The sequence below is a fragment of the Enterobacter cloacae complex sp. R_G8 genome (genome assembly GCF_024599795.1).
Classification (GTDB): domain Bacteria; phylum Pseudomonadota; class Gammaproteobacteria; order Enterobacterales; family Enterobacteriaceae; genus Enterobacter; species Enterobacter dissolvens.
The window spans coordinates 1,386,869-1,408,878 of record NZ_CP102246.1 but is presented as its reverse complement, the minus strand read 5'-3'; the positions used below and the strand labels follow the sequence as shown (position 1 = coordinate 1,408,878).

General features: G+C 53.5%; 24 protein-coding genes and 1 other annotated feature. Of the genes, 10 read left to right on the top strand and 14 right to left on the bottom strand.

All coding sequences use genetic code 11. The features are described 5' to 3' along the window. Positions 1–157: 157 nt before the first annotated feature. From clpB to rluD, 3 genes are all read right to left on the bottom strand, one after another. Positions 158–2,731, bottom strand: coding sequence for an ATP-dependent chaperone ClpB (clpB, locus tag NQ842_RS06770; protein WP_013098336.1), 2,574 nt, complete (start codon positions 2,729–2,731; stop codon positions 158–160). Positions 2,732–2,860: 129 nt separating this feature from the next. Continuing rightward, entirely contained in the window at positions 2,861–3,592 is a 732-nt protein-coding gene (gene yfiH / locus NQ842_RS06765) for a purine nucleoside phosphorylase YfiH (RefSeq protein WP_257256656.1), read from the bottom strand. Beyond that, positions 3,589–4,569: a 23S rRNA pseudouridine(1911/1915/1917) synthase RluD gene (gene rluD / locus NQ842_RS06760; RefSeq protein WP_050861025.1), complete on the bottom strand. Its 981-nt coding sequence runs from the start codon at positions 4,567–4,569 to the stop codon at positions 3,589–3,591. Before rluD ends, yfiH begins: the two co-directional genes overlap by 4 nt. 131 nt (positions 4,570–4,700) lie before the next feature. Between rluD and bamD the strand changes: the two genes are divergently transcribed. From bamD to pheA, 4 genes are all read left to right on the top strand, one after another. After that, complete coding sequence (gene bamD / locus NQ842_RS06755; protein WP_257256655.1) at positions 4,701–5,438, top strand: outer membrane protein assembly factor BamD; 738 nt, start codon at positions 4,701–4,703, stop codon at positions 5,436–5,438. 269 nt (positions 5,439–5,707) lie between these two features. Further along, entirely contained in the window at positions 5,708–6,049 is a 342-nt protein-coding gene (gene raiA / locus NQ842_RS06750) for a ribosome-associated translation inhibitor RaiA (RefSeq protein ID WP_008502470.1), read from the top strand. A gap of 103 nt (positions 6,050–6,152) precedes the next feature. After that, positions 6,153–6,278, top strand: a sequence feature (Phe leader region). Next, positions 6,154–6,201 (top strand): pheA operon leader peptide PheL, encoded by a 48-nt coding sequence (pheL, locus tag NQ842_RS06745; protein ID WP_100249759.1) that lies wholly within the window; start codon positions 6,154–6,156, stop codon positions 6,199–6,201. It overlaps the preceding feature by 48 nt. A gap of 30 nt (positions 6,279–6,308) precedes the next feature. Beyond that, positions 6,309–7,469, top strand: a complete 1,161-nt coding sequence (gene pheA / locus NQ842_RS06740; protein ID WP_014832939.1) for a bifunctional chorismate mutase/prephenate dehydratase — start codon at positions 6,309–6,311, stop codon at positions 7,467–7,469. Here the strand turns inward: pheA and NQ842_RS06735 are convergent. From NQ842_RS06735 to aroF, 3 genes are read right to left on the bottom strand one after another with little or no spacing between them, the layout of a single operon-like run. Beyond that, positions 7,466–8,338 (bottom strand): SMP-30/gluconolactonase/LRE family protein, encoded by an 873-nt coding sequence (locus tag NQ842_RS06735; protein ID WP_014832940.1) that lies wholly within the window; start codon positions 8,336–8,338, stop codon positions 7,466–7,468. The two genes, pheA and NQ842_RS06735, sit on opposite strands and share 4 nt — an antisense overlap. Before the next feature lie 60 nt (positions 8,339–8,398). Next, positions 8,399–9,520, bottom strand: coding sequence for a bifunctional chorismate mutase/prephenate dehydrogenase (tyrA, locus tag NQ842_RS06730; RefSeq protein WP_063411446.1), 1,122 nt, complete (start codon positions 9,518–9,520; stop codon positions 8,399–8,401). A gap of 10 nt (positions 9,521–9,530) precedes the next feature. Then, positions 9,531–10,601 carry a 3-deoxy-7-phosphoheptulonate synthase AroF gene (gene aroF, locus NQ842_RS06725; protein WP_014832942.1) on the bottom strand — a complete coding sequence of 357 codons (1,071 nt, stop codon included), beginning with the start codon at positions 10,599–10,601 and terminating at the stop codon, positions 9,531–9,533. Positions 10,602–10,815: 214 nt separating this feature from the next. On the opposite strand from aroF, the gene NQ842_RS06720 reads away from it, so the two are divergent. The 4 genes from NQ842_RS06720 to NQ842_RS06705 all read left to right on the top strand — a co-directional run bounded on the left by NQ842_RS06720 (position 10,816) and on the right by NQ842_RS06705 (position 13,589). Further along, positions 10,816–11,190, top strand: a complete 375-nt coding sequence (locus tag NQ842_RS06720; RefSeq protein WP_014832943.1) for a DUF2799 domain-containing protein — start codon at positions 10,816–10,818, stop codon at positions 11,188–11,190. Positions 11,191–11,389: 199 nt separating this feature from the next. Further along, a complete protein-coding gene (locus NQ842_RS06715) occupies positions 11,390–11,878 on the top strand; it encodes a YfiR family protein (RefSeq protein ID WP_074163165.1) in 489 nt (162 codons plus the stop codon). Continuing rightward, positions 11,871–13,091 (top strand): diguanylate cyclase DgcN, encoded by a 1,221-nt coding sequence (gene dgcN / locus NQ842_RS06710; RefSeq protein WP_257256654.1) that lies wholly within the window; start codon positions 11,871–11,873, stop codon positions 13,089–13,091. The genes NQ842_RS06715 and dgcN overlap by 8 nt, the downstream gene beginning before the upstream one ends. Positions 13,092–13,103: 12 nt before the next feature. Beyond that, positions 13,104–13,589 carry an OmpA family protein gene (locus NQ842_RS06705; RefSeq protein WP_014832946.1) on the top strand — a complete coding sequence of 162 codons (486 nt, stop codon included), beginning with the start codon at positions 13,104–13,106 and terminating at the stop codon, positions 13,587–13,589. 2 nt (positions 13,590–13,591) lie between these two features. Here the strand turns inward: NQ842_RS06705 and NQ842_RS06700 are convergent, their stop codons facing one another. From NQ842_RS06700 to ffh, 7 genes are all read right to left on the bottom strand, one after another. Then, positions 13,592–14,962 carry a PepSY domain-containing protein gene (locus tag NQ842_RS06700; protein WP_257256653.1) on the bottom strand — a complete coding sequence of 457 codons (1,371 nt, stop codon included), beginning with the start codon at positions 14,960–14,962 and terminating at the stop codon, positions 13,592–13,594. A 37-nt stretch (positions 14,963–14,999) separates the two neighbouring features. Continuing rightward, positions 15,000–15,404 carry a DUF2946 domain-containing protein gene (locus NQ842_RS06695; protein WP_257256652.1) on the bottom strand — a complete coding sequence of 135 codons (405 nt, stop codon included), beginning with the start codon at positions 15,402–15,404 and terminating at the stop codon, positions 15,000–15,002. Between the two features lie 132 nt (positions 15,405–15,536). Continuing rightward, positions 15,537–15,884 (bottom strand): 50S ribosomal protein L19, encoded by a 348-nt coding sequence (gene rplS / locus NQ842_RS06690; protein WP_002914145.1) that lies wholly within the window; start codon positions 15,882–15,884, stop codon positions 15,537–15,539. 43 nt (positions 15,885–15,927) lie between these two features. Beyond that, complete coding sequence (trmD, locus tag NQ842_RS06685; protein WP_010434154.1) at positions 15,928–16,695, bottom strand: tRNA (guanosine(37)-N1)-methyltransferase TrmD; 768 nt, start codon at positions 16,693–16,695, stop codon at positions 15,928–15,930. Positions 16,696–16,726: 31 nt separating this feature from the next. Further along, a complete protein-coding gene (gene rimM / locus NQ842_RS06680; protein ID WP_043951682.1) occupies positions 16,727–17,266 on the bottom strand; it encodes a ribosome maturation factor RimM in 540 nt (179 codons plus the stop codon). A gap of 15 nt (positions 17,267–17,281) precedes the next feature. Beyond that, a complete protein-coding gene (gene rpsP, locus NQ842_RS06675) occupies positions 17,282–17,530 on the bottom strand; it encodes a 30S ribosomal protein S16 (protein WP_003863133.1) in 249 nt (82 codons plus the stop codon). A 136-nt stretch (positions 17,531–17,666) separates the two neighbouring features. Further along, the gene (gene ffh, locus NQ842_RS06670; protein ID WP_013098351.1) at positions 17,667–19,028 is read right to left on the bottom strand and encodes a signal recognition particle protein; all 1,362 of its coding nucleotides are present in this window, start codon (positions 19,026–19,028) and stop codon (positions 17,667–17,669) included. 166 nt (positions 19,029–19,194) lie between these two features. Here ffh and NQ842_RS06665 point away from each other — a divergent pair, with 166 nt between their 5' ends. Then, positions 19,195–19,986, top strand: a complete 792-nt coding sequence (locus tag NQ842_RS06665) for an inner membrane protein YpjD (protein WP_014832951.1) — start codon at positions 19,195–19,197, stop codon at positions 19,984–19,986. A gap of 17 nt (positions 19,987–20,003) precedes the next feature. Then, positions 20,004–21,290, top strand: a complete 1,287-nt coding sequence (locus tag NQ842_RS06660) for an HlyC/CorC family transporter (RefSeq protein ID WP_028028086.1) — start codon at positions 20,004–20,006, stop codon at positions 21,288–21,290. 52 nt (positions 21,291–21,342) lie between these two features. On the opposite strand, the gene grpE is transcribed toward NQ842_RS06660, so the two are convergent. Beyond that, positions 21,343–21,936 carry a nucleotide exchange factor GrpE gene (grpE, locus tag NQ842_RS06655; protein WP_014832953.1) on the bottom strand — a complete coding sequence of 198 codons (594 nt, stop codon included), beginning with the start codon at positions 21,934–21,936 and terminating at the stop codon, positions 21,343–21,345. Positions 21,937–22,010 lie beyond the last annotated feature (74 nt).

Genomic DNA, 22,010 nt, shown 5'->3' with positions numbered 1-22,010 from the left:
AGGCGCATTATAGGGAGTAATTCTGAAGCTGCAAGGATAAAGTGAAAATTATTTACTGACTGCTCATTTTCCAGGCAAATCACATCCCAGACCTCAATTCTGGCCTGGTTTTTAAACAAAAACGAGCCGCAAGCGGCTCGTTTTTGCGTTTTGTGACTTACTGCACTGCCACAATTCGATCGTCGTTGGCTTCCAGACGGATAACTTTGCCCGGAACCAGTTCACCAGACAGTATCTGCTGCGCCAGCGGGTTTTCGATCTGCTGCTGGATAGCACGTTTCAGCGGACGCGCCCCGTAAACCGGATCGTAACCATTTTCGCTCAGCAGTTTCAGCGCATCGTCAGAGATGTGAATTTCATATCCACGCTCTTCCAGACGTTTGTACAGACGCTGCAGCTGGATCTGTGCAATCGACGCAATGTGTTTCTCACCCAGAGGGTGGAATACCACCACTTCATCAATACGGTTGATGAACTCCGGACGGAAGTTATGGCTAACCACACCCAGAACCAGATCCTTCATATGGCTGTAATCCAGTTCACCGAAACGTTCCTGAATCAGATCGGAACCCAGGTTCGATGTCATGATCACGACCGTATTACGGAAATCCACCGTTCTCCCCTGCCCGTCGGTCAGACGACCGTCATCCAGGACCTGCAGGAGAATGTTGAACACATCCGGGTGCGCTTTTTCCACTTCATCCAACAGGATGACGGAATAAGGGCGACGGCGTACGGCTTCTGTCAGGTAACCACCTTCTTCATAACCGACATATCCCGGAGGCGCACCCACCAGACGTGAAACGGAGTGTTTCTCCATAAACTCGGACATGTCGATACGCACCATCGCATCGTCGCTGTCGAACATAAAGTTAGCCAGCGCCTTACATAGCTCGGTTTTCCCCACCCCGGTAGGGCCCAGGAACAGGAACGAACCAATCGGACGATTAGGATCGGACAATCCGGCGCGGCTACGACGGATGGCGTTAGAAACCGCTTCAACCGCTTCGTCCTGGCCAATCACGCGCTGATGCAGATCCTGCTCCATGCGCAGCAGTTTATCGCGTTCACTTTCCATCATGCGTGCCACCGGAATACCGGTCCAGCGCGCCAGCACTTCAGCAATTTCCGCATCCGTCACTTTGTTACGTAACAGACGCATCGTTTTGCCTTCTGACTGCGTCGCAATCTCAAGCTGTTTCTCCAGCTCAGGGATTTTGCCGTACTGCAGCTCCGACATTCGCGCCAGGTCACCCACACGACGCGCCTGTTCGATGGCAATTTTTGCCTGTTCGAGTTCAGCCTTAATGGTCTGAGTACCAGAGAGTGACGCTTTCTCTGCCTTCCACTCCTCTTCTAACTCAGAATACTGGCGCTCTTTATCGTCCAGTTCCTCATTGAGCATATCGAGGCGTTTTTTACTGGCTTCATCAGACTCTTTCTTGAGTGCCTGCTGTTCCAGTTTGAGCTGAATGATACGACGGTCGAGTCTGTCGAGTTCTTCCGGTTTCGAGTCTATCTGCATACGAATGCTCGAAGCAGCTTCATCAATCAGGTCAATGGCTTTATCCGGCAACTGACGGTCGGCAATATAACGGTGCGAAAGCGTCGCTGCCGCAACAATGGCCGGGTCAGTAATCTGCACATGGTGGTGCAGTTCATAACGCTCTTTCAGACCACGCAGGATCGCGATGGTATCTTCAACGCTCGGTTCCGCGACAAACACTTTCTGGAAACGACGTTCAAGAGCGGCATCTTTTTCAATGTACTGGCGGTACTCGTCCAGCGTCGTGGCACCGACACAGTGAAGTTCACCGCGTGCCAGCGCCGGTTTCAGCATGTTCCCGGCATCCATCGCGCCGTCGGCTTTACCGGCACCAACCATGGTGTGCAACTCATCGATAAACAGAATGACGTTGCCTTCCTGTTTTGCCAGATCGTTAAGCACCCCTTTCAGACGCTCTTCGAATTCACCGCGATACTTCGCCCCGGCCACCAGCGCACCCATATCCAGCGCCAGTACACGGCGGCCTTTCAGCCCTTCCGGCACTTCACCGTTCACAATACGCTGCGCCAGACCTTCAACGATGGCGGTTTTACCGACACCCGGTTCACCAATCAGTACTGGGTTGTTTTTGGTACGGCGCTGCAGAACCTGAATAGTACGGCGAATTTCTTCATCACGGCCGATCACCGGGTCAAGTTTGCCCTGCTCAGCACGTTCAGTCAGATCGACCGTAAATTTTTTCAAAGCCTGACGTTGGTCTTCGGCTCCCTGATCGTTCACGCTTTCACCCCCACGCATTTTCTCAATCGCCTGAGTCACATTGGCCGTGGTTGCGCCGGCAGTTTTCAGCAGGTCGGTCAAGGTACCGCGTGATTCAAGCGCCGCCAGAACAAACAGTTCCGACGAAATAAAGTTGTCCCCACGTTTTTGCGCCAGCTTGTCGCAAAGGTTCAGCACCCGCACCAGATCCTGGGACGGCTGAACGTCGCCGCCGGTACCTTCTACCTGCGGTAAACGGCTCAGCGCCTGATCGATGGCGGTGCGTAACTGGCCAGCATTAATGCCAGCAGACGTTAATAATGGACGTACCGATCCCCCTTCCTGATTCAGCAAGGCGCTCATTAAATGAAGAGGTTCGATGAATTGGTTGTCGTGCCCCAGTGCAAGGGACTGGGCATCGGCGAGAGCAAGCTGGAATTTATTAGTAAGACGATCCAGACGCATAACTCCTCCCATAACAGGTCAAATTTGCTACTGGAGATTAAATGAGGTCATCCCTCAATTATTCAAGGTTAATGACCTGAATTATGTGAAAAGAAAACAGCACGTGCCGGATCGTCTTGATTCTTTAGGTTATATCAGCCAAATAAAACTTGCCATACGCCCCGTGGTCTTGTCACGGCGATAAGAGAAGAAATCACCCTTTTCGGTGAACGTACAGCGGTCACCGCCGAAGATCTGCGTCACATTGACATTATTCAGACGCTGACGGGCAAGCTGATAAATATCGGCCAGATATTTTTCCCCCACGGGTTCGAAAGAATTAACGGCTTGCGGATCTTTCGCCATAAACGCTTCACGAACCTCCGGGCCCACCTCAAATGCCTGAGGACCAATTGCCGGGCCAAGCCAGGCAATTATATTGTCAGGGGAATCTTTGAAACAGGCGACGGTCTCTTCGAGCACACCTTCACAGAGACCACGCCACCCCGCGTGAGCTGCCGCAACCTCTGTCCCCGCACGGTTACAAAACAGCACCGGCAGACAATCGGCTGTCATCACGGCACATACTGTTCCCGGCGTATCGCTGTAGGAGGCATCGGCACGTTTAGACGCGTAGGGTTCTCCCGTCAACTTCAGCACAGCTTTACCGTGAACCTGCTCAAGCCACACCGGTTTAGACGGTAAGTTGCCCGCAGCAAACAGCCGCGAGCGGTTTTCTTCAACGTGTTCCAGGTTGTCGCCGCAGTGTGCACCAAGGTTCAAAGACGCCCACGCCCCCTGGCTTACCCCGCCAACGCGGGTTGAACTGCAGGCAGCCACGCCTTCAGGCAGTGGCCACTCCGGAACAATCAGTTTGGTCATAACCAGTCCACTTGATCTTTGTGTTCTTCAAAATCCGCGCGCATGGCGTCAATAAGCTCCACCATATCCTGCGGGATCGGCGCATGCCATTCCATTTGAATACCCGAGATAGGGTGATAAAGACGCAGCATCGTGGCGTGCAGCGCCTGACGATCAAACTTGCGCAGTACGCTGATGAACGCATCCGATGCCCCTTTTGGCGGACGCGGACGACCACCGTACACCTGATCCCCCACCAGTGGATGAGTAATGTGCGCCATGTGAACGCGGATCTGGTGAGTACGGCCGGTTTCCAGACGCAGACGCAGACGCGTATGAATGCGGAAATGTTCCATAATGCGATAGTGCGTCACCGCCGGTTTACCCATCGGATGCACCGACATATGGGTACGTTTGGTGGGATGACGGCTGATCGGCTCTTCCACCGTACCGCCGGCGGTCATGTGGCCAATGGCCACGGCTTCATATTCGCGGGTGATCTCACGCAGCTGCAGAGACTCTACCAGACGAGTCTGAGCAGGCACGGTCTTTGCCACCACCATCAGACCGGTGGTGTCTTTATCCAGACGATGCACGATACCGGCGCGCGGTACATCAGCGATCGGCGGGTAATAATGCAGAAGTGCGTTAAGTACCGTACCGTCAGGATTCCCCGCCCCCGGATGAACAACCAGGTCGCGCGGCTTGTTGATCACCAGAATGTCATCATCTTCGTAGACGATGTCCAGTGGGATATCCTGCGGCTCGAAGCGCATTTCCTCTTCGATTTCAGCATTGATGGCGACAGCTTCCCCACCTAACACTTTCTCTTTTGGTTTGTCCCAGATCTTGCCGTTTACCAGCACGCGCTGGTCAAGGATCCATTCTTTTATGCGTGAACGCGAATAATCAGGGAACAATTCGGCCAAAGCCTGATCTAAGCGTTGACCGAGCTGATTTTCGGAGACTGTTGCGGTGAGTTCTACTCGTTGTGCCATAAACTGCTTCTTCGTTTAACGTTGGGTTTTACGGCTTTGCCGTTTAATATAGTGTGCTATTGTAGCTGGTCTTAATCGGGAGCAGGAACAGAGTTTCTCCCGGACAAACATTTGAGGAAAGTCAAAACGTCATGACGCGCATGAAATATCTGGTGGCAGCGGCCACGTTGAGCCTGGCTTTGGTGGGCTGCTCCGGTTCAAATGAACAGGTCCCTGACAATCCGCCGAATGAAATCTATGCGACTGCACAACAAAAGTTGCAGGACGGTAACTGGAAACAGGCGATAACGCAACTGGAAGCGTTGGATAATCGCTATCCATTTGGTCCGTATTCGCAGCAGGTACAGTTAGATCTCATCTACGCATACTATAAAAATGCCGATCTGCCGCTGGCTCAGGCAACCATCGATCGTTTCATGCGTCTGAACCCGACTCATCCTAACATCGACTATGTAATGTACATGCGCGGCCTGACCAACATGGCGCTGGATGACAGTGCCCTGCAGGGCTTCTTCGGTGTGGATCGCTCCGACCGTGACCCGCAGCATGCGCGCGATGCGTTCAACGACTTTTCCAAACTGGTGCGCGGCTATCCGAACAGTCAGTACGTGACCGATGCCACCAAACGTCTGGTGTTCCTGAAAGATCGTCTGGCGAAATACGAATACTCGGTTGCTGAATACTACACCCGCCGTGGCGCATGGGTAGCCGTGGTTAACCGTGTAGAAGGGATGCTGCGTGATTATCCGGATACGCAGGCGACGCGCGACGGCCTGAAGCTGATGGAGAATGCTTACCGTCAGATGCAGATGACCGCACAGGCTGATAAGGTGGCGAAAATCATCGCCGCCAACAGCAGCAACATCTGATAGTGACGTCAATGCAAAACGGCAGCCCGCGGGCTGCCGTTTTTTTATTCATTTCAGAGACAAGCTGAAGCGGTTTAGCTTCAACACATCCTATCAACTATGACCGCAATTTTTGCCTTCGACAAGGTAAATCTCGCCTCTTCCTGCCCTGCCTCACAAAAAAGATTCCCTGACAAAAACCGACAAAATAACGTGATCTAAATCACACATTTTGACATTAGGACAGGTATGCTGGAATCACCAAGACGGAAAGACAAGAGGTAAAATTTATGACAATGAACATTACCAGCAAACAAATGGAAATTACCCCGGCAATTCGCCAGCACGTCGCAGACCGTCTCGCCAAACTGGATAAATGGCAAACACACTTGATTAATCCACATATCATCCTGTCTAAGGAGCCGCAGGGTTTCATCGCTGACGCAACTATCAATACTCCAAACGGCCATCTGGTCGCCAGCGCAAAACACGAGGATATGTACACCGCTATTAACGATTTGATCAACAAGCTGGAACGGCAGCTCAATAAAGTGCAGCACAAAGGTGAAGCCCGTCGCGCCACGACCTCGGTGAAAGACGCCAGCTTCGCGGAAGAAGTTGAAGAAGAGTAATCCTTTAAATTGAGTTTACCGCCAACGCGCCTTCGGGCGCGTTTTTTATTGACAGGGTGAAAACAGTACAGGTACTTTAAGGTTATCAACCACAGGATGATTTCATGAAACTGACGCCGTTCTTCTTCGCATTCTTTTTTACCTTCCCCTGAACGGGAGGCGTTTCGTCGTGTGATAAAGAATGCGAAGACGAACAACAAGGCCTCCCACTCCGGGAGGCCTTTTTTATTGATAACGATAAAACGAGACAGACAACACTATGACACCGGAAAACCCGTTACTGGATTTGCGAGTAAAAATCAGCGCACTGGATGAAAAATTACTGGCGCTTCTGGCAGAACGCCGCGCGCTCGCCATCGAAGTGGGTAAAGCCAAACTGGACTCGCATCGTCCGGTACGTGATATTGACCGCGAACGCGATCTGCTGGAACGTCTGATTCAACTCGGTAAAGCACATCACCTTGATGCTCATTACATCACCCGTTTGTTCCAGCTCATCATCGAAGATTCCGTTCTGACCCAGCAAGCGCTTTTGCAGCAGCATCTGAATAAAACCAACCCGCACTCTGCCCGCATCGCGTTTCTTGGCCCTAAAGGCTCTTATTCCCATCTGGCTGCCCGCCAGTACGCTGCACGCCATTTTGAAGAGTTCATTGAAAGCGGCTGTGCGAAGTTCGCCGATATTTTCAATCAGGTGGAAACCGGTCAGGCAGATTACGCCGTCGTACCGATTGAAAACACCAGCTCCGGTGCCATTAACGACGTCTACGATTTGCTGCAACACACCAGCCTGTCGCTGGTGGGTGAGCTGACGATCCCTATCGATCACTGCGTGCTGGTCTCTGGCTCTACCGATTTGAGCACCATCGAGACGGTCTACAGCCATCCGCAGCCATTCCAGCAGTGCAGCCAGTTCCTGAATCACTACCCGAACTGGAAAATTGAGTACACCGAAAGCACCTCAGCGGCGATGGAAAAAGTCGCCCAGGCGAACTCCCCTACTGTCGCGGCGCTGGGCAGCGAAGCGGGCGGTGCGCTGTATGGTCTTCAGGTTCTGGAACGCAATCTGGCAAACCAGACGCAAAACATCACCCGCTTCATCGTACTGGCGCGTAAAGCCATCAATGTCTCTGATCAGGTGCCAGCCAAAACCACCCTGTTGATGGCAACCGGGCAGCAGGCAGGGGCGCTGGTTGAAGCGCTACTGGTACTGCGTAACCACAATCTGATCATGACCCGCCTTGAATCACGCCCGATTCACGGCAATCCGTGGGAAGAGATGTTCTATCTCGACATTCAGGCCAACCTGGAATCGCCATCCATGCAGAAAGCCCTGCGTGAACTGGGTGAAATCACCCGTTCAATGAAAGTGCTGGGCTGTTATCCGAGCGAAAACGTGGTTCCTGTCGACCCGGCCTAACGTTCGATAAAGCGGCTTTTCTTCATCCCTGCCACATTCACCGGCAGGGTGAAGATAGCGCCGGAGAGCGGATACTTCGCCACCTCCTCCGCATCCATATTTTCCCGCGTGGTGGTAATAAACAGTGTTTTCATATCATCGCCGCCAAAACAGACCATCGTCGGGCAACGTACCGGCATGCGGTACTCTTCCAGTTGCTCCCCTTGCGGAGAAAAACGCGCAATACGCCAGCCGTCAAACAGCGCACTCCAGTAGCAGCCTTCCACATCCATCGCGGCACCGTCCGGTATCCCTTCGCCGTCTTTAAACTGGCGGAATACCTCACGTTTACCGGGTTCCCCCTGCTCATCCAGCGGGGTACGGTAGATAACGCCGTTTGGTGTATCAGAAGTAAACATCCACCGATGGTCGGGGCTGAATGCCAGACCATTGTGGCCATGAATGTCGCACTGGATAACTTTTGGCGTCAGATCGTTATCAATGCGCATCAGCAGCGCCCCGTTGTAATCACCCGGCGCCCAGAAGGTACCGGCGTAAAACCGGCCCCTATGATCGGTTCCCCCGTCATTGAAACGCGCAAGCTGCGGGTTAGACGGGTTATCACAGACTTTGCGCTGCAGCAGACCGTGTTTATCGGAAAGCCAGATGCCGCTTCGCATCGCGACGATAAAGCCGCCACGTTCGCGCAGGGCGAAACACCCCACCTCTTCGTGGAAAGAGAGCACGGTGTGCTCCGCTGTGGGTAAATGATAACGGTGGATCTCACCTTCAAGAATATCCGCCCAGTAAAGCGCATTTTCCTCTGCACTCCACGTCGGGCATTCGGGCAGATGCCCGGTGTAGTTCAACAGCAGCTGCGGTTCGGCCATGACAGTTCCCCAAAATGAAAAAAGCCAGCAATGCTGGCTTTTAGTATATACATCATCGCATTACTGGCGACTGTCATTTGCCTGACGCAACAGGGTGCGGCTCTCGCTCTGGAAACGTTGTGCGTAATCGCCAAACCAGTGCTCAACCTTACGGAAACTGTCGATAAACGCCTGCTTGTCTCCGTGTTCCAGCAGCGTGATGGCTTCGCCAAATCGCTGGTAGTAACGCTTAATCAGGGCCAGGTTGTTCTCAGACGACATAATAATGTCGGCGTAAAGCTGGGGATCCTGAGCAAACAGACGCCCGACCATCGCCAGCTCCAGACGATAGATAGGCGAAGAGAGTGCCAGTAACTGCTCAAGCTGCACATTCTCTTCCGCCAGATGCAGCCCATAGGCAAAGGTCGCGAAGTGGCGCAGCGCCTGAATGAACGCCATGTTCTGATCGTGTTCAACCGCGCTAATGCGGTGCAGCCGCGCGCCCCAAACCTGAATCTGTTCCAGGAACCACTGGTAGGCTTCCGGCTGACGACCATCGCAGTAGACCACCACCTGTTTCGCCAGGCTGCCGCTGTCCGGGCCAAACATAGGATGCAGCCCCAACACCGGCCCTGTGTGCGCGGCCAGCATTGCCTGCAGCGGGCCATTTTTCACGGACGCTAAGTCCACCAGGATGCAATCTGCCGGCAGCGGAGGAAGCTTCGCAATGATCTGCTCCGTCACGTGAATCGGCACGCTGACGATGACCATTCCGGCATCTTTCATCAGCTCCGGCGCATTTGCCCAGTCCTCTTTTTCCAGAATGCGCACCTGATAGCCAGACAGGGTCAGCATTTTTTCAAACAGCCGCCCCATCTGCCCTGCCCCGCCCACAATCACGACCGGGCGCAGGGACGGACACAGGGTCTTGAAGCCTTTATCATTTTCACTGGAGTAGGACTCCCGCATCACACGACGCAGGACATCTTCAATCAAATCCGGCGAGACGCCCAGCATCTGGGCCTCTTTACGACGGGAAGCCAGCATGGAGGCCTCGCGCTCCGGAACGTAAATCGGCAGGCCGTATTTGCTTTTGACCTCACCGACTTCAGCAACCAGCGCCATGCGGCGCGCTAACAGATCCAGCAGCGCCTTATCCACTTCATCAATTTGATCGCGTAATGCGGTCAATTCAGCAACCATAACTACCCTCTTAAGCCAGACGCGTCGCCAGCTGGCCGTTCAAATCTTTGTGGATCTCACGCAGCAGCGCATCGGTGGTTTCCCAGCTGATGCAGGCATCCGTCACGGATACACCGTGCTTCATTGCACTGCGCGGTTGTTCAGAAGATTGATTGCCTTCATGAATATTGCTCTCAATCATCAGACCGATAATAGAACGGTTGCCGTCTTTGATCTGTGCGACCACCGATTCCGCCACCGCAGGCTGACGACGGTAATCTTTATTCGAATTACCATGACTGCAATCTACCATCAGTGCCGGACGCAGTCCCGCCTGCTCCATCTCTTTTTCACACTGTGCCACATCTGCCGGGCTGTAGTTCGGCGCTTTACCGCCGCGAAGGATCACATGGCCATCCGGATTACCCTGCGTCTGCAGGAGACAAACCTGGCCCGCCTGGTTAATACCCACAAAGCGGTGCGGCATCGCCGCGGCGCGCATGGCGTTGATCGCCGTGGCGAGGCTACCGTCGGTCCCGTTTTTGAAACCCACCGGCATCGACAGACCAGACGCCATTTCACGGTGGGTTTGTGATTCCGTGGTACGCGCACCAATCGCAGACCAGCTAAACAGATCGCCCAGGTACTGCGGGCTGTTCGGATCCAGCGCTTCGGTTGCCAGCGGCAGCCCCATGCTGACCAGCTCCACCAGCAGGCGACGCGCAATCTTCAGACCGGCTTCCACATCAAACGAGCCATCCATGTGCGGATCGTTAATCAACCCTTTCCAGCCAACGGTGGTACGTGGCTTCTCAAAATAGACGCGCATCACCAGGTAGAGGCTATCGCTGACCTCCTCCGCTAATGCTTTAAATCGACGAGCGTATTCAATGGCGGTTTCAGGATCGTGAATGGAGCAAGGACCACATACCACCAGCAGGCGCGGATCGCGGCCAGCGATAATGTCAGAAATGGTCTGGCGCGAGTGCTCAATTTGAGCCTCCTGCGCGACACTCAACGGGAACTCCGCTTTCAGTTGATCCGGAGTAATCAAAACCTGTTCGTCAGTGATATGTACGTTGTTCAGCGCGTCTTTTTGCATGATGGCGATCCTGTAAAGCTCGTTTGCGATAGTTGTTTTCCTCGAAGAGGTGAAACAACGATACCACAACAAGTAAAGATTTCAATCCAAAATACGTACACTTTACTTTACAAAAGCCATTTTACTGCAAAAATCAGCCGTTGAAGTCGTAAAGATAAAATTACAGTCATATTTTCTTTGGCCAGGCTATGCTGAAGAAAAAAGGAGAATGGCTATGCGTTCAATCGCTCTTATGCTGTTGTCGCTGTGTTTATCGGGCTGCCAGATCAATCCTTACACCTTCCAGCCCGACTGGACCAGTCCCAGTTGGTTCGACGCGGGTAAAGAAGACGCCATGAATGGCCTGCCGGTTAAAGATAATCAGACGCTGGCCGATAGTTTTAACGACCCGCATGTTGATCGTAGTGAATATCTTCGTGGCTACGCCGACGGTCAGAAGAAAGTGTGTGAAGAAGGTTTTATTCACGCCTGGGGATTAGCAGGCAAATCTTTCCCTGCCAGTTGTGATACCGCCGAAAATGCAGCAAAGCTGCATGAATCATGGCAACAAGGAATGGATGAAAGTATGCGCGCCAGCAGGCTAAATTAAGCCGGTTCTCTGTGCCGGAATAGAGTCACTGTAGGATTTAGCTTAGGTCGAACGCAGGATATTTCTGACATAATGACGGCTTTGATAAACAATGGTATTCTGCCGACAACTCTTAAGGACATCTATTTCCAGAGCGGTGTGGCGGATTCTGGTGAGAAATTCATTCTTGATCTCTTTGTTCCGACTCACTCTGGTGCTAATGCTGTTCTTTATGGTGGGCCCAGCGACGGCAGGCACGTTCACAGAAACCGATAAATCGGTGCGTTCGATTGTGTCGGGTATTGTGAGCTACACCCGATGGCCGTCACTTTCCGGGCAACCTAAACTCTGTGTTTATGCCTCATCTCACTACACGCAAGCACTTAGCCGTGAAGAGGGGCAAAGCGAGTTACCTTATACTCCCGTTATTGTGCATAACGATCAGGAAGCCCTGTCCGCGACGTGCGATGCTATTTATTTCGGGACTGAATCGCCGGCAAAACAACTTGAATTAATAAGCCAGTATCAGGGCAGAGCATTGCTATTAATCTCAGAGCAGAATCCGGAATGTGTTATTGGCAGTGCATTTTGCCTGATAATCGATCACAACCAAGTCAGATTTTCCGTCAATCTGGATGCATTAACGCGCAGTGGTGTACGCGTCAATCCGGATGTATTAATGCTCGCACGGAATAAGCAGCATGGATAAAGAATTCACTTCAACACCACGTCCAACGTTTAAAAGCACGTTACGACGAATCAGCATGATAAGCGTCATCATCACCATGACGTTAATTTGGCTGCTGCTCTGTTTTGCTTCCGTGGTGACATTAAAGCAATACGCGCAAAAAAACCTCGAATTAACCGGCGCAACAATGAGCCACAGTCTTGAAGCCTCACTGGTCTTTAACGATGCGCTGGCAGCCAACGAAACGCTTGCGACCTTGGGTAAACAGGGCCAGTTTGCCGTAGCTGAGGTTATCAACGTACATAAAAAGCGATTTGCTTACTGGTCCTGGAACCCGGAGGATAATAACGACACGCTGGGCGCGCTGGTTAGCCGCTGGCTGTTCCCCAATCCGGTTGCACAGCCCATCATGCATAACGGCAATGCGATCGGCGAAATCCGCCTCACCGCGCGCGACAATCTGATCAGTCATTTCATCTGGCTGTCGTTCGCCGTTCTCACCGGCTGTATTCTTTTTGCTACCGCCGTTGCGCTCACGATTACCCACTCCCTGCACCAGGGCATGGTGACGGCGTTGCAAAATATCACCGACGTCGTTCATGACGTACGCACCAACCGCAACTTCTCCCGCCGGGTGAAGGATGGCCGTATCGAAGAATTCCACCAGTTCGGCGAGGACTTCAACAGCCTGCTGGATGAGATGGAAGAGTGGCAGCTGAAGCTGCAGGCTAAAAACGCCCAACTGCTGCGTACCGCCATGCACGATCCGCTGACCGGCCTTGCCAATCGGGCTGCGTTTCGTAGCAGCATCGCGGCATTAATGAACGACACCTCCGCGAAAACCAACTCTGCCCTTCTGTTCCTCGACGGCGATAATTTCAAGTTTATTAATGATACCTGGGGACATGCGGCAGGCGATTGCGTGCTGATTGAAGTCGCCAGCAGGATGGTCGAATTTGGCGATAAGCGTCATCAGTCATACCGCCTTGGCGGTGACGAGTTTGCGATGGTGCTGTACGGCGTTCAGTCTGCCGCAGAGGTTCAACAGATTTGTGCTGCGCTGTCGCAGCAGTTTATACGCCCGTTCGATCTGCATAACGGGCAGACAGCAACGATGTCACTTAGCATTGGCTTTGCTCTGGCGTGGGAAAGTGCCTCTGTGGAAGCATTACTGGAGCAAGCCGACCGCAACATGTACCAGGATAAAAACCAGCGTACAAAAGCAATAACTTAGAAAGGATACGACATGTTAAAACGATACTTCGCGCCGTTATTTCTCGCTTCGATAGTGCTGGCAGGTTGCCAGTCACCGCCTGAAGGTAAATTCACCCCTGAGCAAATTGCGGCGATGAAGTCATACGGTTTTAACGAGCTGAATGGCGACTGGTCTCTGGGCCTGTCAGATACAATCCTGTTTGATAAAAATGACGCCAGACTGCGCCCGGAAAGTGAAGCGCAGATCCGCACCATGGCATCTCGCCTGGCGGCTACCGGCCTGAAACACGCGCGCATGGATGGCCACACCGATAATTACGGTGAAGAGAGCTACAACGAAGCGCTGTCGTTAAAACGTGCCAATGCAGTGGCTGACGTCTGGGCCAAAGGCGCCAATATCCCGCGCAGCAACCTCACCACGCAGGGATTAGGTAAAAAATATCCGGTTTCCAGCAACAGTACGGCGCAAGGGCGTGCTGAAAACCGTCGGGTCGCGGTGGTCATCAGCACGCCATAGCCTTATTTAACAGATGATTGTGCGAGCGACACGCCGGCTGCCGCTCGCCAGCGCAGCCAGTCGACCAGAATAAACAGCGCCAGGCTCGCACCCATCACCGGCAATGCCAGCCCCAGCACTACGCTGGCTACCACCGTAGTGGTTCTCCCCCATCCCGGGAGCGCCAGCCAGCACTGACAAAGCGTCTGAAGCGGATCCGCCGTCGATTGCGCCGGGCGACGCATCCACCACATCCGGTATCCCCAGACAATCAGCACACACAGCGCCAGGCCAAATGCGATAAGCAGCAACTGGTTCGCCAGGCCGAACAAGATCCCCATATGGAAATCCACGCCCCAGCGGGTCAGCTTTGCCATTAGCGGGAAATTCTCAAAGCGGGTTCTGTCCAGAATTTGCATGGAATTCGGATCCACCGCAACGGCATCCACCTGGGTCGGCCAGCTGCGGTCAATTTCCGTCACGGTCCATGCCTGGTCAGCGCTTTTCGCCGGGCGGATTTCGAGTTTATTCGCATCAATCCCTGCCCGACGGGCAGCGTGCAATACGCCATCAAACCGGGTCAGATCTATCGTCACGTCGGGCATCATCATGCCACCATGATGTCCGCGATGTTCAGCATGTTCATCCATCGTGACGGGGGCACCCGAAAGCGTGGTGTTCACCTGTGGGGTTAGCCAGTTCATCTGCGCACGAAGTTTATCCACGTTGCCGCCCGCCCACTGAGACCACGTCAGGCCCGTCGCAGAGAACAGCAACATTCCCCCCAGCAGCACCCAGCCCAGCGTGACATGCAGGCGACGCCGGTTCTGAAAACGATTGTTGATCCGACGTTTTGGCCGGGTATAAAACCACAGCGCAATCCCGCCCAGCGCGGCGACCCACATCCACGAGGCGGCCAGCTCGCTGTAGATCCGACCAACGTTACCCAGCATCAGGGAGGTATGCAGATAATCAATGGTCTGGCGTAACGGTAAAATTCCGCTGGTACCATACACCGTCATATCGCCACGCACCGCAAGAGTGACGGGATCGATAAAAACAGCGCGGGTTTCCGATGGGCCAAGCGACGGGTCGGCAAACATCACACGGGTGGTTTCACCCGCAACCAGACCAGGACGCACGGCGTGTAAACGCAGACTGGTGCCGATGTTTTTTTCCGCCACGGCGATCTGTTCCGCCAGCGGTTGTAGTTCCCCCACCGAATCCGTGTGGAGCGCGTGCCGGTACAGAATATTTTCCAGCTGCGGTGTCGCCACATACAGCGTACCGGTCAGCGCGGCGAAGAAGATAAACGGGCCGACAAACAGCCCGACATAGAAATGGAGTCGACGCAGCAGGTTTCCCCATGCCGCGCGCGGAGTGCAGGTAGTCATACTTTTCCTTTTTAAGGCAAAAAGTTATCGATATTTTTTAAAGGGAAAAAGCAGACTGCCGCGGCGGCGCGCGGGTATCGGGATAAAGCCAGGGGAAAAAATGCCAGTGGCTGACCGCCTGACGCGGCGGCTTCACACGCAGCCTTTGCAGCACGACACTGAGCAGCACAATCAGCGCAAGTATCATGCCCGGCACGTGGGCTAATAGCACGCAGTAGCCACAGGCTTCCGCATGGTCAACCGGCATGCTGTGCTGCATATCGCCGTGGTGCTCATCCATCGACATCATGCTCATGTCATGGTGCATCCCCGGCATGGCACTCATGGGATCTTTTTGCAGCGAGACGGAGATAAGCGGTGCGATCACGATCAGCAGGATCGCAAACAGCGCGGTCCATGCCGCTGCGCGTTTCCAGTTATGCTGATGCAGTACGTTAATCACTTACCCTCCACGGAAGAGGCCAGCATTGTAAATGATTTATGACGAAAGGGTTAACACGAGAGATGCGATGGGATAAAAAAAGGGCCAGCCTTTCGGCCAGCCCTTTCTAACAGGATGTCGCTTAAGCGAATCTTAGTTCAGACGCTCTTTAATACGAGCAGACTTACCAGTACGCTCACGCAGGTAGTACAGTTTAGCTTTACGTACAGCACCACGACGTTTAACAGCAATGCTGTCAACTACCGGAGAGTGAGTCTGGAAGACACGCTCAACGCCTTCGCCGTTGGAAATTTTACGAACAGTGAATGCAGAGTGCAGACCGCGGTTACGAATAGCGATAACCACGCCCTCGAATGCCTGCAGACGTTTTTTGGAACCTTCAACAACCCATACTTTCACTTCCACGGTGTCACCTGGACGGAAGGAAGGTACGTCCTGCTTCATCTGCTCTTGTTCAAGTTGCTTAATAATATTGCTCATAATTTAATCTCTTATCCTGGGTAAACTGATATTCGGGAGCGTATTACGCATTCCCATCATGTTCATGCTGCTGGTGCGCGTGTTCAGTTTTGAACTCGGCCAGCAACTTTGCTTGCTCTTCAGTCAGAGCCAGGTTTTCCAGAAGTTCAGGTCTTCTAAGCCAGGTTCGGCCCAGCGACTGCTTCAAACGCCAGCGACGTATCTCAGCATGGTTTCCAGACAGTAACACTGCCGGGACGTCCATCCCTTCTAACACTTCAGGACGGGTATAGTGTGGACAGTCCAGCAACCCATCGGCAAAGGAATCTTCCGTTGCCGAAGCTTCATGGCCCAGTACACCCGGAATGAACCGGGCGACGGAGTCAATCAGCGTCATCGCTGGTAACTCACCACCGCTGAGAACGTAATCGCCGATAGACCATTCTTCGTCAATCTCGGTTTGAATTACGCGCTCATCTATCCCTTCGTAGCGACCACAGACCAGAATCAGTTTTTGATTCGTCGCCAGTTCGCTGACGCCCGCTTGATCAAGCTTGCGTCCCTGAGGTGACAGATAAATCACCTTTGCGCCTTCACCTGCCGCGGCTTTTGCTGTGTGAATGGCGTCCCGTAAGGGTTGCACCATCATTAGCATCCCCGGTCCGCCGCCGTAAGGACGATCGTCCACGGTACGGTGCCGGTCATGCGTGAAGTCACGAGGACTCCAGCTTTGGATGCTCAGCAGGCCATTCTTTACTGCCCGGCCAGTTACCCCGTAATCGGTAATCGCGCGGAACATTTCAGGAAACAGGCTAATTATGCCAATCCACATAGCGCCGTCTTTTACCGTTTATCCGGAGAATTTAAAAACCAGGATCCCAATCTACTTCAATCGTTTGAGTAGCGAGATCGACTTTCTTGATAACCTGTCCATCGAGGAACGGAACCAACCGCTCCTTGATGCCAAATGCATCTTTCAGGTTTGCCTTAATGACGAGAACGTCATTGGACCCGGTTTCCATCATGTCGATGACTTTCCCCAGGCTGTAGCCTTCAGTGGTGACTACCTGGCAACCCATAAGGTCTTTCCAGTAATAGTCGCCTTCTTCAAGCTCCGGCAACTGCGACGAATCCACGACAATTTCACAATTAGTCAGCGCATTCGCGGCATCTCGATCATCAACGCCTTTCAGCTTGATGATGATGTCCTGATTGTGGTGACGCCAGCTTTCCAGCTCGACCTCTTCCCACTTACCGGCTTTCTGGATAAACCAGGGCTGGTAATTAAAAATGCTATCAGCGTCTTCAGTGGAGGAAAACACTCTGAGCCAACCACGGATACCGTAGCAAGAACCCATTTTGCCCAATACGATCGGTTCAACAGGTGCTTTATTGCTCATCATGACCACCGTGACAGATTAAGCTGCTTTGTTTGCTGCTTTGATCAGCGTAGCAACGCGATCGGAAACAGTAGCGCCCTGGCCAACCCAGTGAGCGATACGATCCAGATCCAGACGAGTTTCTTCTTCTGCGCCAGCGGCCAGTGGGTTGAAGAAACCAACGCGCTCGATGAAGCGACCGTTGCGTGCATTACGGCTGTCAGTCACAACAACCTGGTAGAACGGACGCTTTTTAGCGCCGTGACGTGCTAAACGAATAGTTACCATAACATCCTCTTGTGTGAATAAAACAACCGGGCCCCATCGAGGAACGGAGCCCGGGTGTCATATTAAAAGCCCGAAAATTTTACTGATTTCTGGGGAAAATGCAATCAGCATCTTGATACTGAGCATTAAACACGATTTATCGGCCAGGGAATCCTGGCGGCATCATCCCTTTCATGCCACGCATCATCTTGGCCATGCCGCCCTTCTTCATTTTCTTCATCATGCGCTGCATGTCGTCGAACTGTTTCAGAAGGCGGTTAACGTCCTGCACCTGCATGCCGCAACCGGCTGCGATACGGCGCTTACGGGAACCTTTGATGATGTCAGGGTTAGCACGCTCTTTGAGGGTCATCGAGTTGATGATCGCCTCCATACGCACCAGCACCTTGTCATCCATCTGCGCTTTTACGTTGTCTGGGATTTGGCCCATGCCCGGCAGTTTGCCCATCAGGCTTGCCATGCCGCCCATGTTTTTCATCTGACGCAGCTGCTCAAGGAAGTCGGTCAGATCGAAACCGTCGCCTTTTTTCAGCTTGCTGGCCAGCTTCTCGGCCTGGGCGCGGTCAACTTTACTCTCGATATCTTCAATCAGCGACAGCACGTCACCCATGCCGAGGATACGGGAGGCAATACGGTCCGGGTGGAACGGCTCCAGCGCTTCGGTTTTTTCGCCCACGCCGAGGAACTTGATCGGCTTACCGGTGATATGACGAATAGAAAGCGCCGCACCGCCGCGGGCGTCACCGTCCACTTTGGTCAACACCACGCCGGTTAACGGCAGGGCTTCGTTAAACGCTTTCGCGGTGTTCGCCGCATCCTGACCGGTCATGGCGTCAACCACAAACAGGGTCTCTACCGGGTTGATAGAGGCATGCACCTGTTTGATCTCGTCCATCATCGCTTCATCAACGTGCAGACGACCGGCGGTATCCACCAGCAGCACGTCGTAGAATTTAAGCTTCGCTTCTTTCAGCGCGGCATTGACGATGTCGACAGGTTTCTGGGCCACGTCGGACGGGAAGAAATCGACGCCAACCTGCTGCGCCAGGGTCTCCAGCTGTTTGATTGCCGCCGGGCGATAAACGTCCGCAGAAACCACCAGCACCTTTTTCTTGTGCTTCTCGCGCAGGAATTTACCCAGCTTACCAACGCTGGTGGTTTTACCCGCACCCTGCAGGCCCGCCATCAGCACCACGGCCGGAGGCTGAGCCGCCAGGTTCAGAACCTGGTTCTCTTCGCCCATCGCCGAAACCAGTTCGTTACGAACGATTTTGACGAACTCCTGACCCGGGGTCAGGCTCTTGTTAACTTCATGACCAACCGCCTTCTCTTTAACGCGGTTGATAAAATCACGAACAACCGGCAACGCGACGTCTGCTTCCAGCAGCGCCATGCGCACTTCGCGCAGCGTTTCCTTGATGTTGTCTTCGGTAAGGCGTCCGCGGCCGCTGATGTTGCGCAGCGTGCGCGACAAACGATCGGTTAAATTATCAAACATTGTCTCTCGCCTGAGTAGAAACGTTGGGCCGCCATGAGCGACACATACACAGAATTTTGCCGGAGTATAACATGAAGGCGCCTTTGTTGTTATGCAACGGTTGGAGCAGGCGTCACGTAACGTTATACTGCTTCTCTTTCTTATTAAGACAACTGTCGATGCCTATATGCCTGTTTTCGCACTGATCGCCCTTGTTGCCTACTCTGTCAGCCTTGCGCTGATCATTCCCGGACTGCTGCAAAAAAACAGCGGCTGGCGGCGCATGGCTATTCTGTCGGCGGTGATCGCACTGATTAGTCACGCTTTTGCGCTGGAATCACGCATCATTCCCGGTGACGGCAGCGTGCAAAACCTGAGCGTGCTGAATGTCGGCTCGCTGGTCAGCCTGATGATCTGTACGGTGATGACAATTGTTGCCTCGAAGAATCGCGGCTGGCTGTTGCTGCCCATTGTTTATGCCTTCGCGCTGATCAATCTGGCCTTAGCCACCTTTATGCCCAATGAGTTCATTACGCATCTGGAAGCCACGCCGGGCATGCTGGTACACATCGGCCTGTCGCTGTTCTCTTACGCAACGCTGATCATTGCCGCGCTCTACGCCATGCAGCTTGCCTGGATTGACTACCAGCTGAAAAATAAAAAGCTGGCGTTTAACCATGAGATGCCGCCGCTGATGGTCATTGAGCGTAAGATGTTCCACATCACCCAGGTGGGTGTCGTGCTGCTGACCTTAACGCTCTGCACCGGCCTGTTTTATATGAAAAACCTGTTCAGCGTGGAGAATATCGACAAAGCGGTGCTCTCCATCATCGCGTGGTTTGTCTATATTGTCCTGTTATGGGGCCATTATCATGAAGGCTGGCGCGGTCGTCGCGTGGTCTGGTTCAACGTCGCGGGTGCGGGCATTCTCACCCTTGCCTATTTCGGTAGCCGCTTCATACAGCAATTTGCTGGCTAAGTAACAAAGGAGTTCCCCTGGAACACATCTCTACCACCACGCTGATCGTTACGCTGATCGTCATGGTGGTCATCTCCGCCTATTTCTCTGGCTCGGAAACCGGCATGATGACCTTAAACCGCTACCGGTTACGTCATCGTGCTAAACAGGGTAACCGTGCCGCACGTCGCGTTGAAAAGCTGCTCCGTAAACCGGATCGCCTGATAAGCCTGGTGCTTATCGGTAACAACCTCGTCAATATCCTCGCCTCTGCGCTGGGCACCATCGTTGGGATGCGCCTGTACGGCAATGCCGGGGTCGCGATTGCCACCGGCGTCCTGACCTTTGTGGTGCTGGTGTTTGCGGAAGTGCTCCCCAAAACCATCGCCGCGCTTTACCCGGAAAAAGTGGCTTACCCGAGCAGCTTCCTGCTGGCACCGCTGCTGATCCTGATGATGCCGCTGGTCTGGCTGTTGAATATGGTCACCCGCATCCTGATGCGCATGGTCGGCATCAAGGCCGACGTCGCCATCAGCAGTGCGCTCAGCAAGGATGAGCTGCGCACCATCGTGAACGAATCCCGCTCGCAAATTTCACGTCGTAATCAGGACATGCTCCTGTCGGTGCTGGATCTGGAAAAGGTCAGCGTTAACGACATCATGGTGCCGCGTAATGAAATCGTCGGGATTGATATTAACGACGACTGGAAGGCCATCGTCCGCCAGCTGACTCACTCCCCGCACGGACGCATTGTGCTGTATCGCGACTCCCTGGACGACGCCATCAGCATGCTGCGCGTGCGGGAAGCGTATCGCCTGATGACCGAGAAAAAAGAGTTCACCAAAGAGGTGATGCTGCGCGCCGCCGACGAGATTTACTACGTACCGGAAGGGACGCCGCTCAGCACGCAGCTGGTGAAATTCCAGCGTAACAAGAAGAAAGTCGGCCTGGTGGTCGATGAGTATGGCGATATTCAGGGGCTGGTGACGGTCGAAGATATTCTGGAAGAGATTGTCGGAGACTTTACCACCTCCATGTCCCCTTCTCTTGCGGAAGAGGTCACGCCGCAAAACGACGGTTCGGTGCTGATTGACGGCAGCGCGAACATCCGCGAACTCAATAAAGCCTTTAACTGGCATCTGCCGGAAGATGAGGCTCGCACCATGAACGGGATGATTCTGGAAGCGCTGGAAGAGATCCCGGCGGCGGGCACACGCGTGCGTATTGAGCAGTACGATATTGATATCCTGGACGTGCAGGACAATATGATTAAGCAGGTGAAGGTCCTGCCTGTTAAACCACTGCGCGAAAGTATCGCGGAATGATGTTGTAGGCCGGGCAAGGCGAAGCCGCCGCCCGGCACTACGGGACGGCAAATTACGCTTTCGCTTTCGCCACGGTCACCATCGCAGCACGGATGGTACGGCCGTTCAGGGTATACCCTTTCTGCATCACGCCCAGCACTTTACCGGCTTCAACGTCTTCTGATTCCACCATCGCAATCGCCTGGTGTACGTTAGGATCCAGCGGGACGTCGGTATCGGCAATCACTTCCACGCCGAACTTACGCACCACGTCCAGCATGGATTTCAGCGTCAGTTCGATACCTTCGATCATTGCCGCGTTGTCCGGATTCGCTTTATCAGCCACTTCCAGCGCGCGATCGAGGCTGTCGATTACCGGCAGCAGTTCGTTGACGAATTTCTCCAGCGCAAACTTATGCGCCTTCTCAACGTCCTGTTCGGTACGACGACGCAGGTTTTCCATTTCCGCCTTGATGCGCAGAACACTGTCGCGTTCGCGATTCTGTGCTTCTACCAGTTGGGCTTCCAGATTCGCAATTTTTTCATCGCGCGGGTCCACCTGCTCAGCAGATGCGTCTGGCTCTACAGCCTCAACGTCATCGTGCTGTTCCGTGATAATTTCTTCAGGGGCTTGCCCCTCAGGCGTTTTCTGTTCTTTACTACTCATGAATTTCTCCGCGTTTTTCTGCATTCATCTCGCTAACTTCGCTTATTATGGGGATCAGTTTCCTGGATTCAAGG

Excerpts from the sequence above, each read along its gene's own strand:
- NQ842_RS06665 (WP_014832951.1), top strand. The coding sequence starts at position 19,195 with ATGCCTGTTTTCGCACTGATCGCCCTTGTTGCCTACTCTGTCAGCCTT.
- rpsP (WP_003863133.1), bottom strand. The coding sequence starts at position 17,530 with ATGGTAACTATTCGTTTAGCACGTCACGGCGCTAAAAAGCGTCCGTTC.
- NQ842_RS06715 (WP_074163165.1), top strand. The coding sequence starts at position 11,390 with ATGCTGTTCTTTATGGTGGGCCCAGCGACGGCAGGCACGTTCACAGAA.
- raiA (WP_008502470.1), top strand. The coding sequence starts at position 5,708 with ATGACAATGAACATTACCAGCAAACAAATGGAAATTACCCCGGCAATT.
- grpE (WP_014832953.1), bottom strand. The coding sequence starts at position 21,936 with ATGAGTAGTAAAGAACAGAAAACGCCTGAGGGGCAAGCCCCTGAAGAA.
- rplS (WP_002914145.1), bottom strand. The coding sequence starts at position 15,884 with ATGAGCAATATTATTAAGCAACTTGAACAAGAGCAGATGAAGCAGGAC.
- aroF (WP_014832942.1), bottom strand. The coding sequence starts at position 10,601 with ATGCAAAAAGACGCGCTGAACAACGTACATATCACTGACGAACAGGTT.
- dgcN (WP_257256654.1), top strand. The coding sequence starts at position 11,871 with ATGGATAAAGAATTCACTTCAACACCACGTCCAACGTTTAAAAGCACG.
- NQ842_RS06720 (WP_014832943.1), top strand. The coding sequence starts at position 10,816 with ATGCGTTCAATCGCTCTTATGCTGTTGTCGCTGTGTTTATCGGGCTGC.
- yfiH (WP_257256656.1), bottom strand. The coding sequence starts at position 3,592 with ATGACCAAACTGATTGTTCCGGAGTGGCCACTGCCTGAAGGCGTGGCT.
- rluD (WP_050861025.1), bottom strand. The coding sequence starts at position 4,569 with ATGGCACAACGAGTAGAACTCACCGCAACAGTCTCCGAAAATCAGCTC.
- rimM (WP_043951682.1), bottom strand. The coding sequence starts at position 17,266 with ATGATGAGCAATAAAGCACCTGTTGAACCGATCGTATTGGGCAAAATG.
- trmD (WP_010434154.1), bottom strand. The coding sequence starts at position 16,695 with ATGTGGATTGGCATAATTAGCCTGTTTCCTGAAATGTTCCGCGCGATT.
- NQ842_RS06705 (WP_014832946.1), top strand. The coding sequence starts at position 13,104 with ATGTTAAAACGATACTTCGCGCCGTTATTTCTCGCTTCGATAGTGCTG.
- NQ842_RS06735 (WP_014832940.1), bottom strand. The coding sequence starts at position 8,338 with ATGGCCGAACCGCAGCTGCTGTTGAACTACACCGGGCATCTGCCCGAA.
- bamD (WP_257256655.1), top strand. The coding sequence starts at position 4,701 with ATGACGCGCATGAAATATCTGGTGGCAGCGGCCACGTTGAGCCTGGCT.
- tyrA (WP_063411446.1), bottom strand. The coding sequence starts at position 9,520 with ATGGTTGCTGAATTGACCGCATTACGCGATCAAATTGATGAAGTGGAT.
- NQ842_RS06700 (WP_257256653.1), bottom strand. The coding sequence starts at position 14,962 with ATGACTACCTGCACTCCGCGCGCGGCATGGGGAAACCTGCTGCGTCGA.
- clpB (WP_013098336.1), bottom strand. The coding sequence starts at position 2,731 with ATGCGTCTGGATCGTCTTACTAATAAATTCCAGCTTGCTCTCGCCGAT.
- pheA (WP_014832939.1), top strand. The coding sequence starts at position 6,309 with ATGACACCGGAAAACCCGTTACTGGATTTGCGAGTAAAAATCAGCGCA.
- ffh (WP_013098351.1), bottom strand. The coding sequence starts at position 19,028 with ATGTTTGATAATTTAACCGATCGTTTGTCGCGCACGCTGCGCAACATC.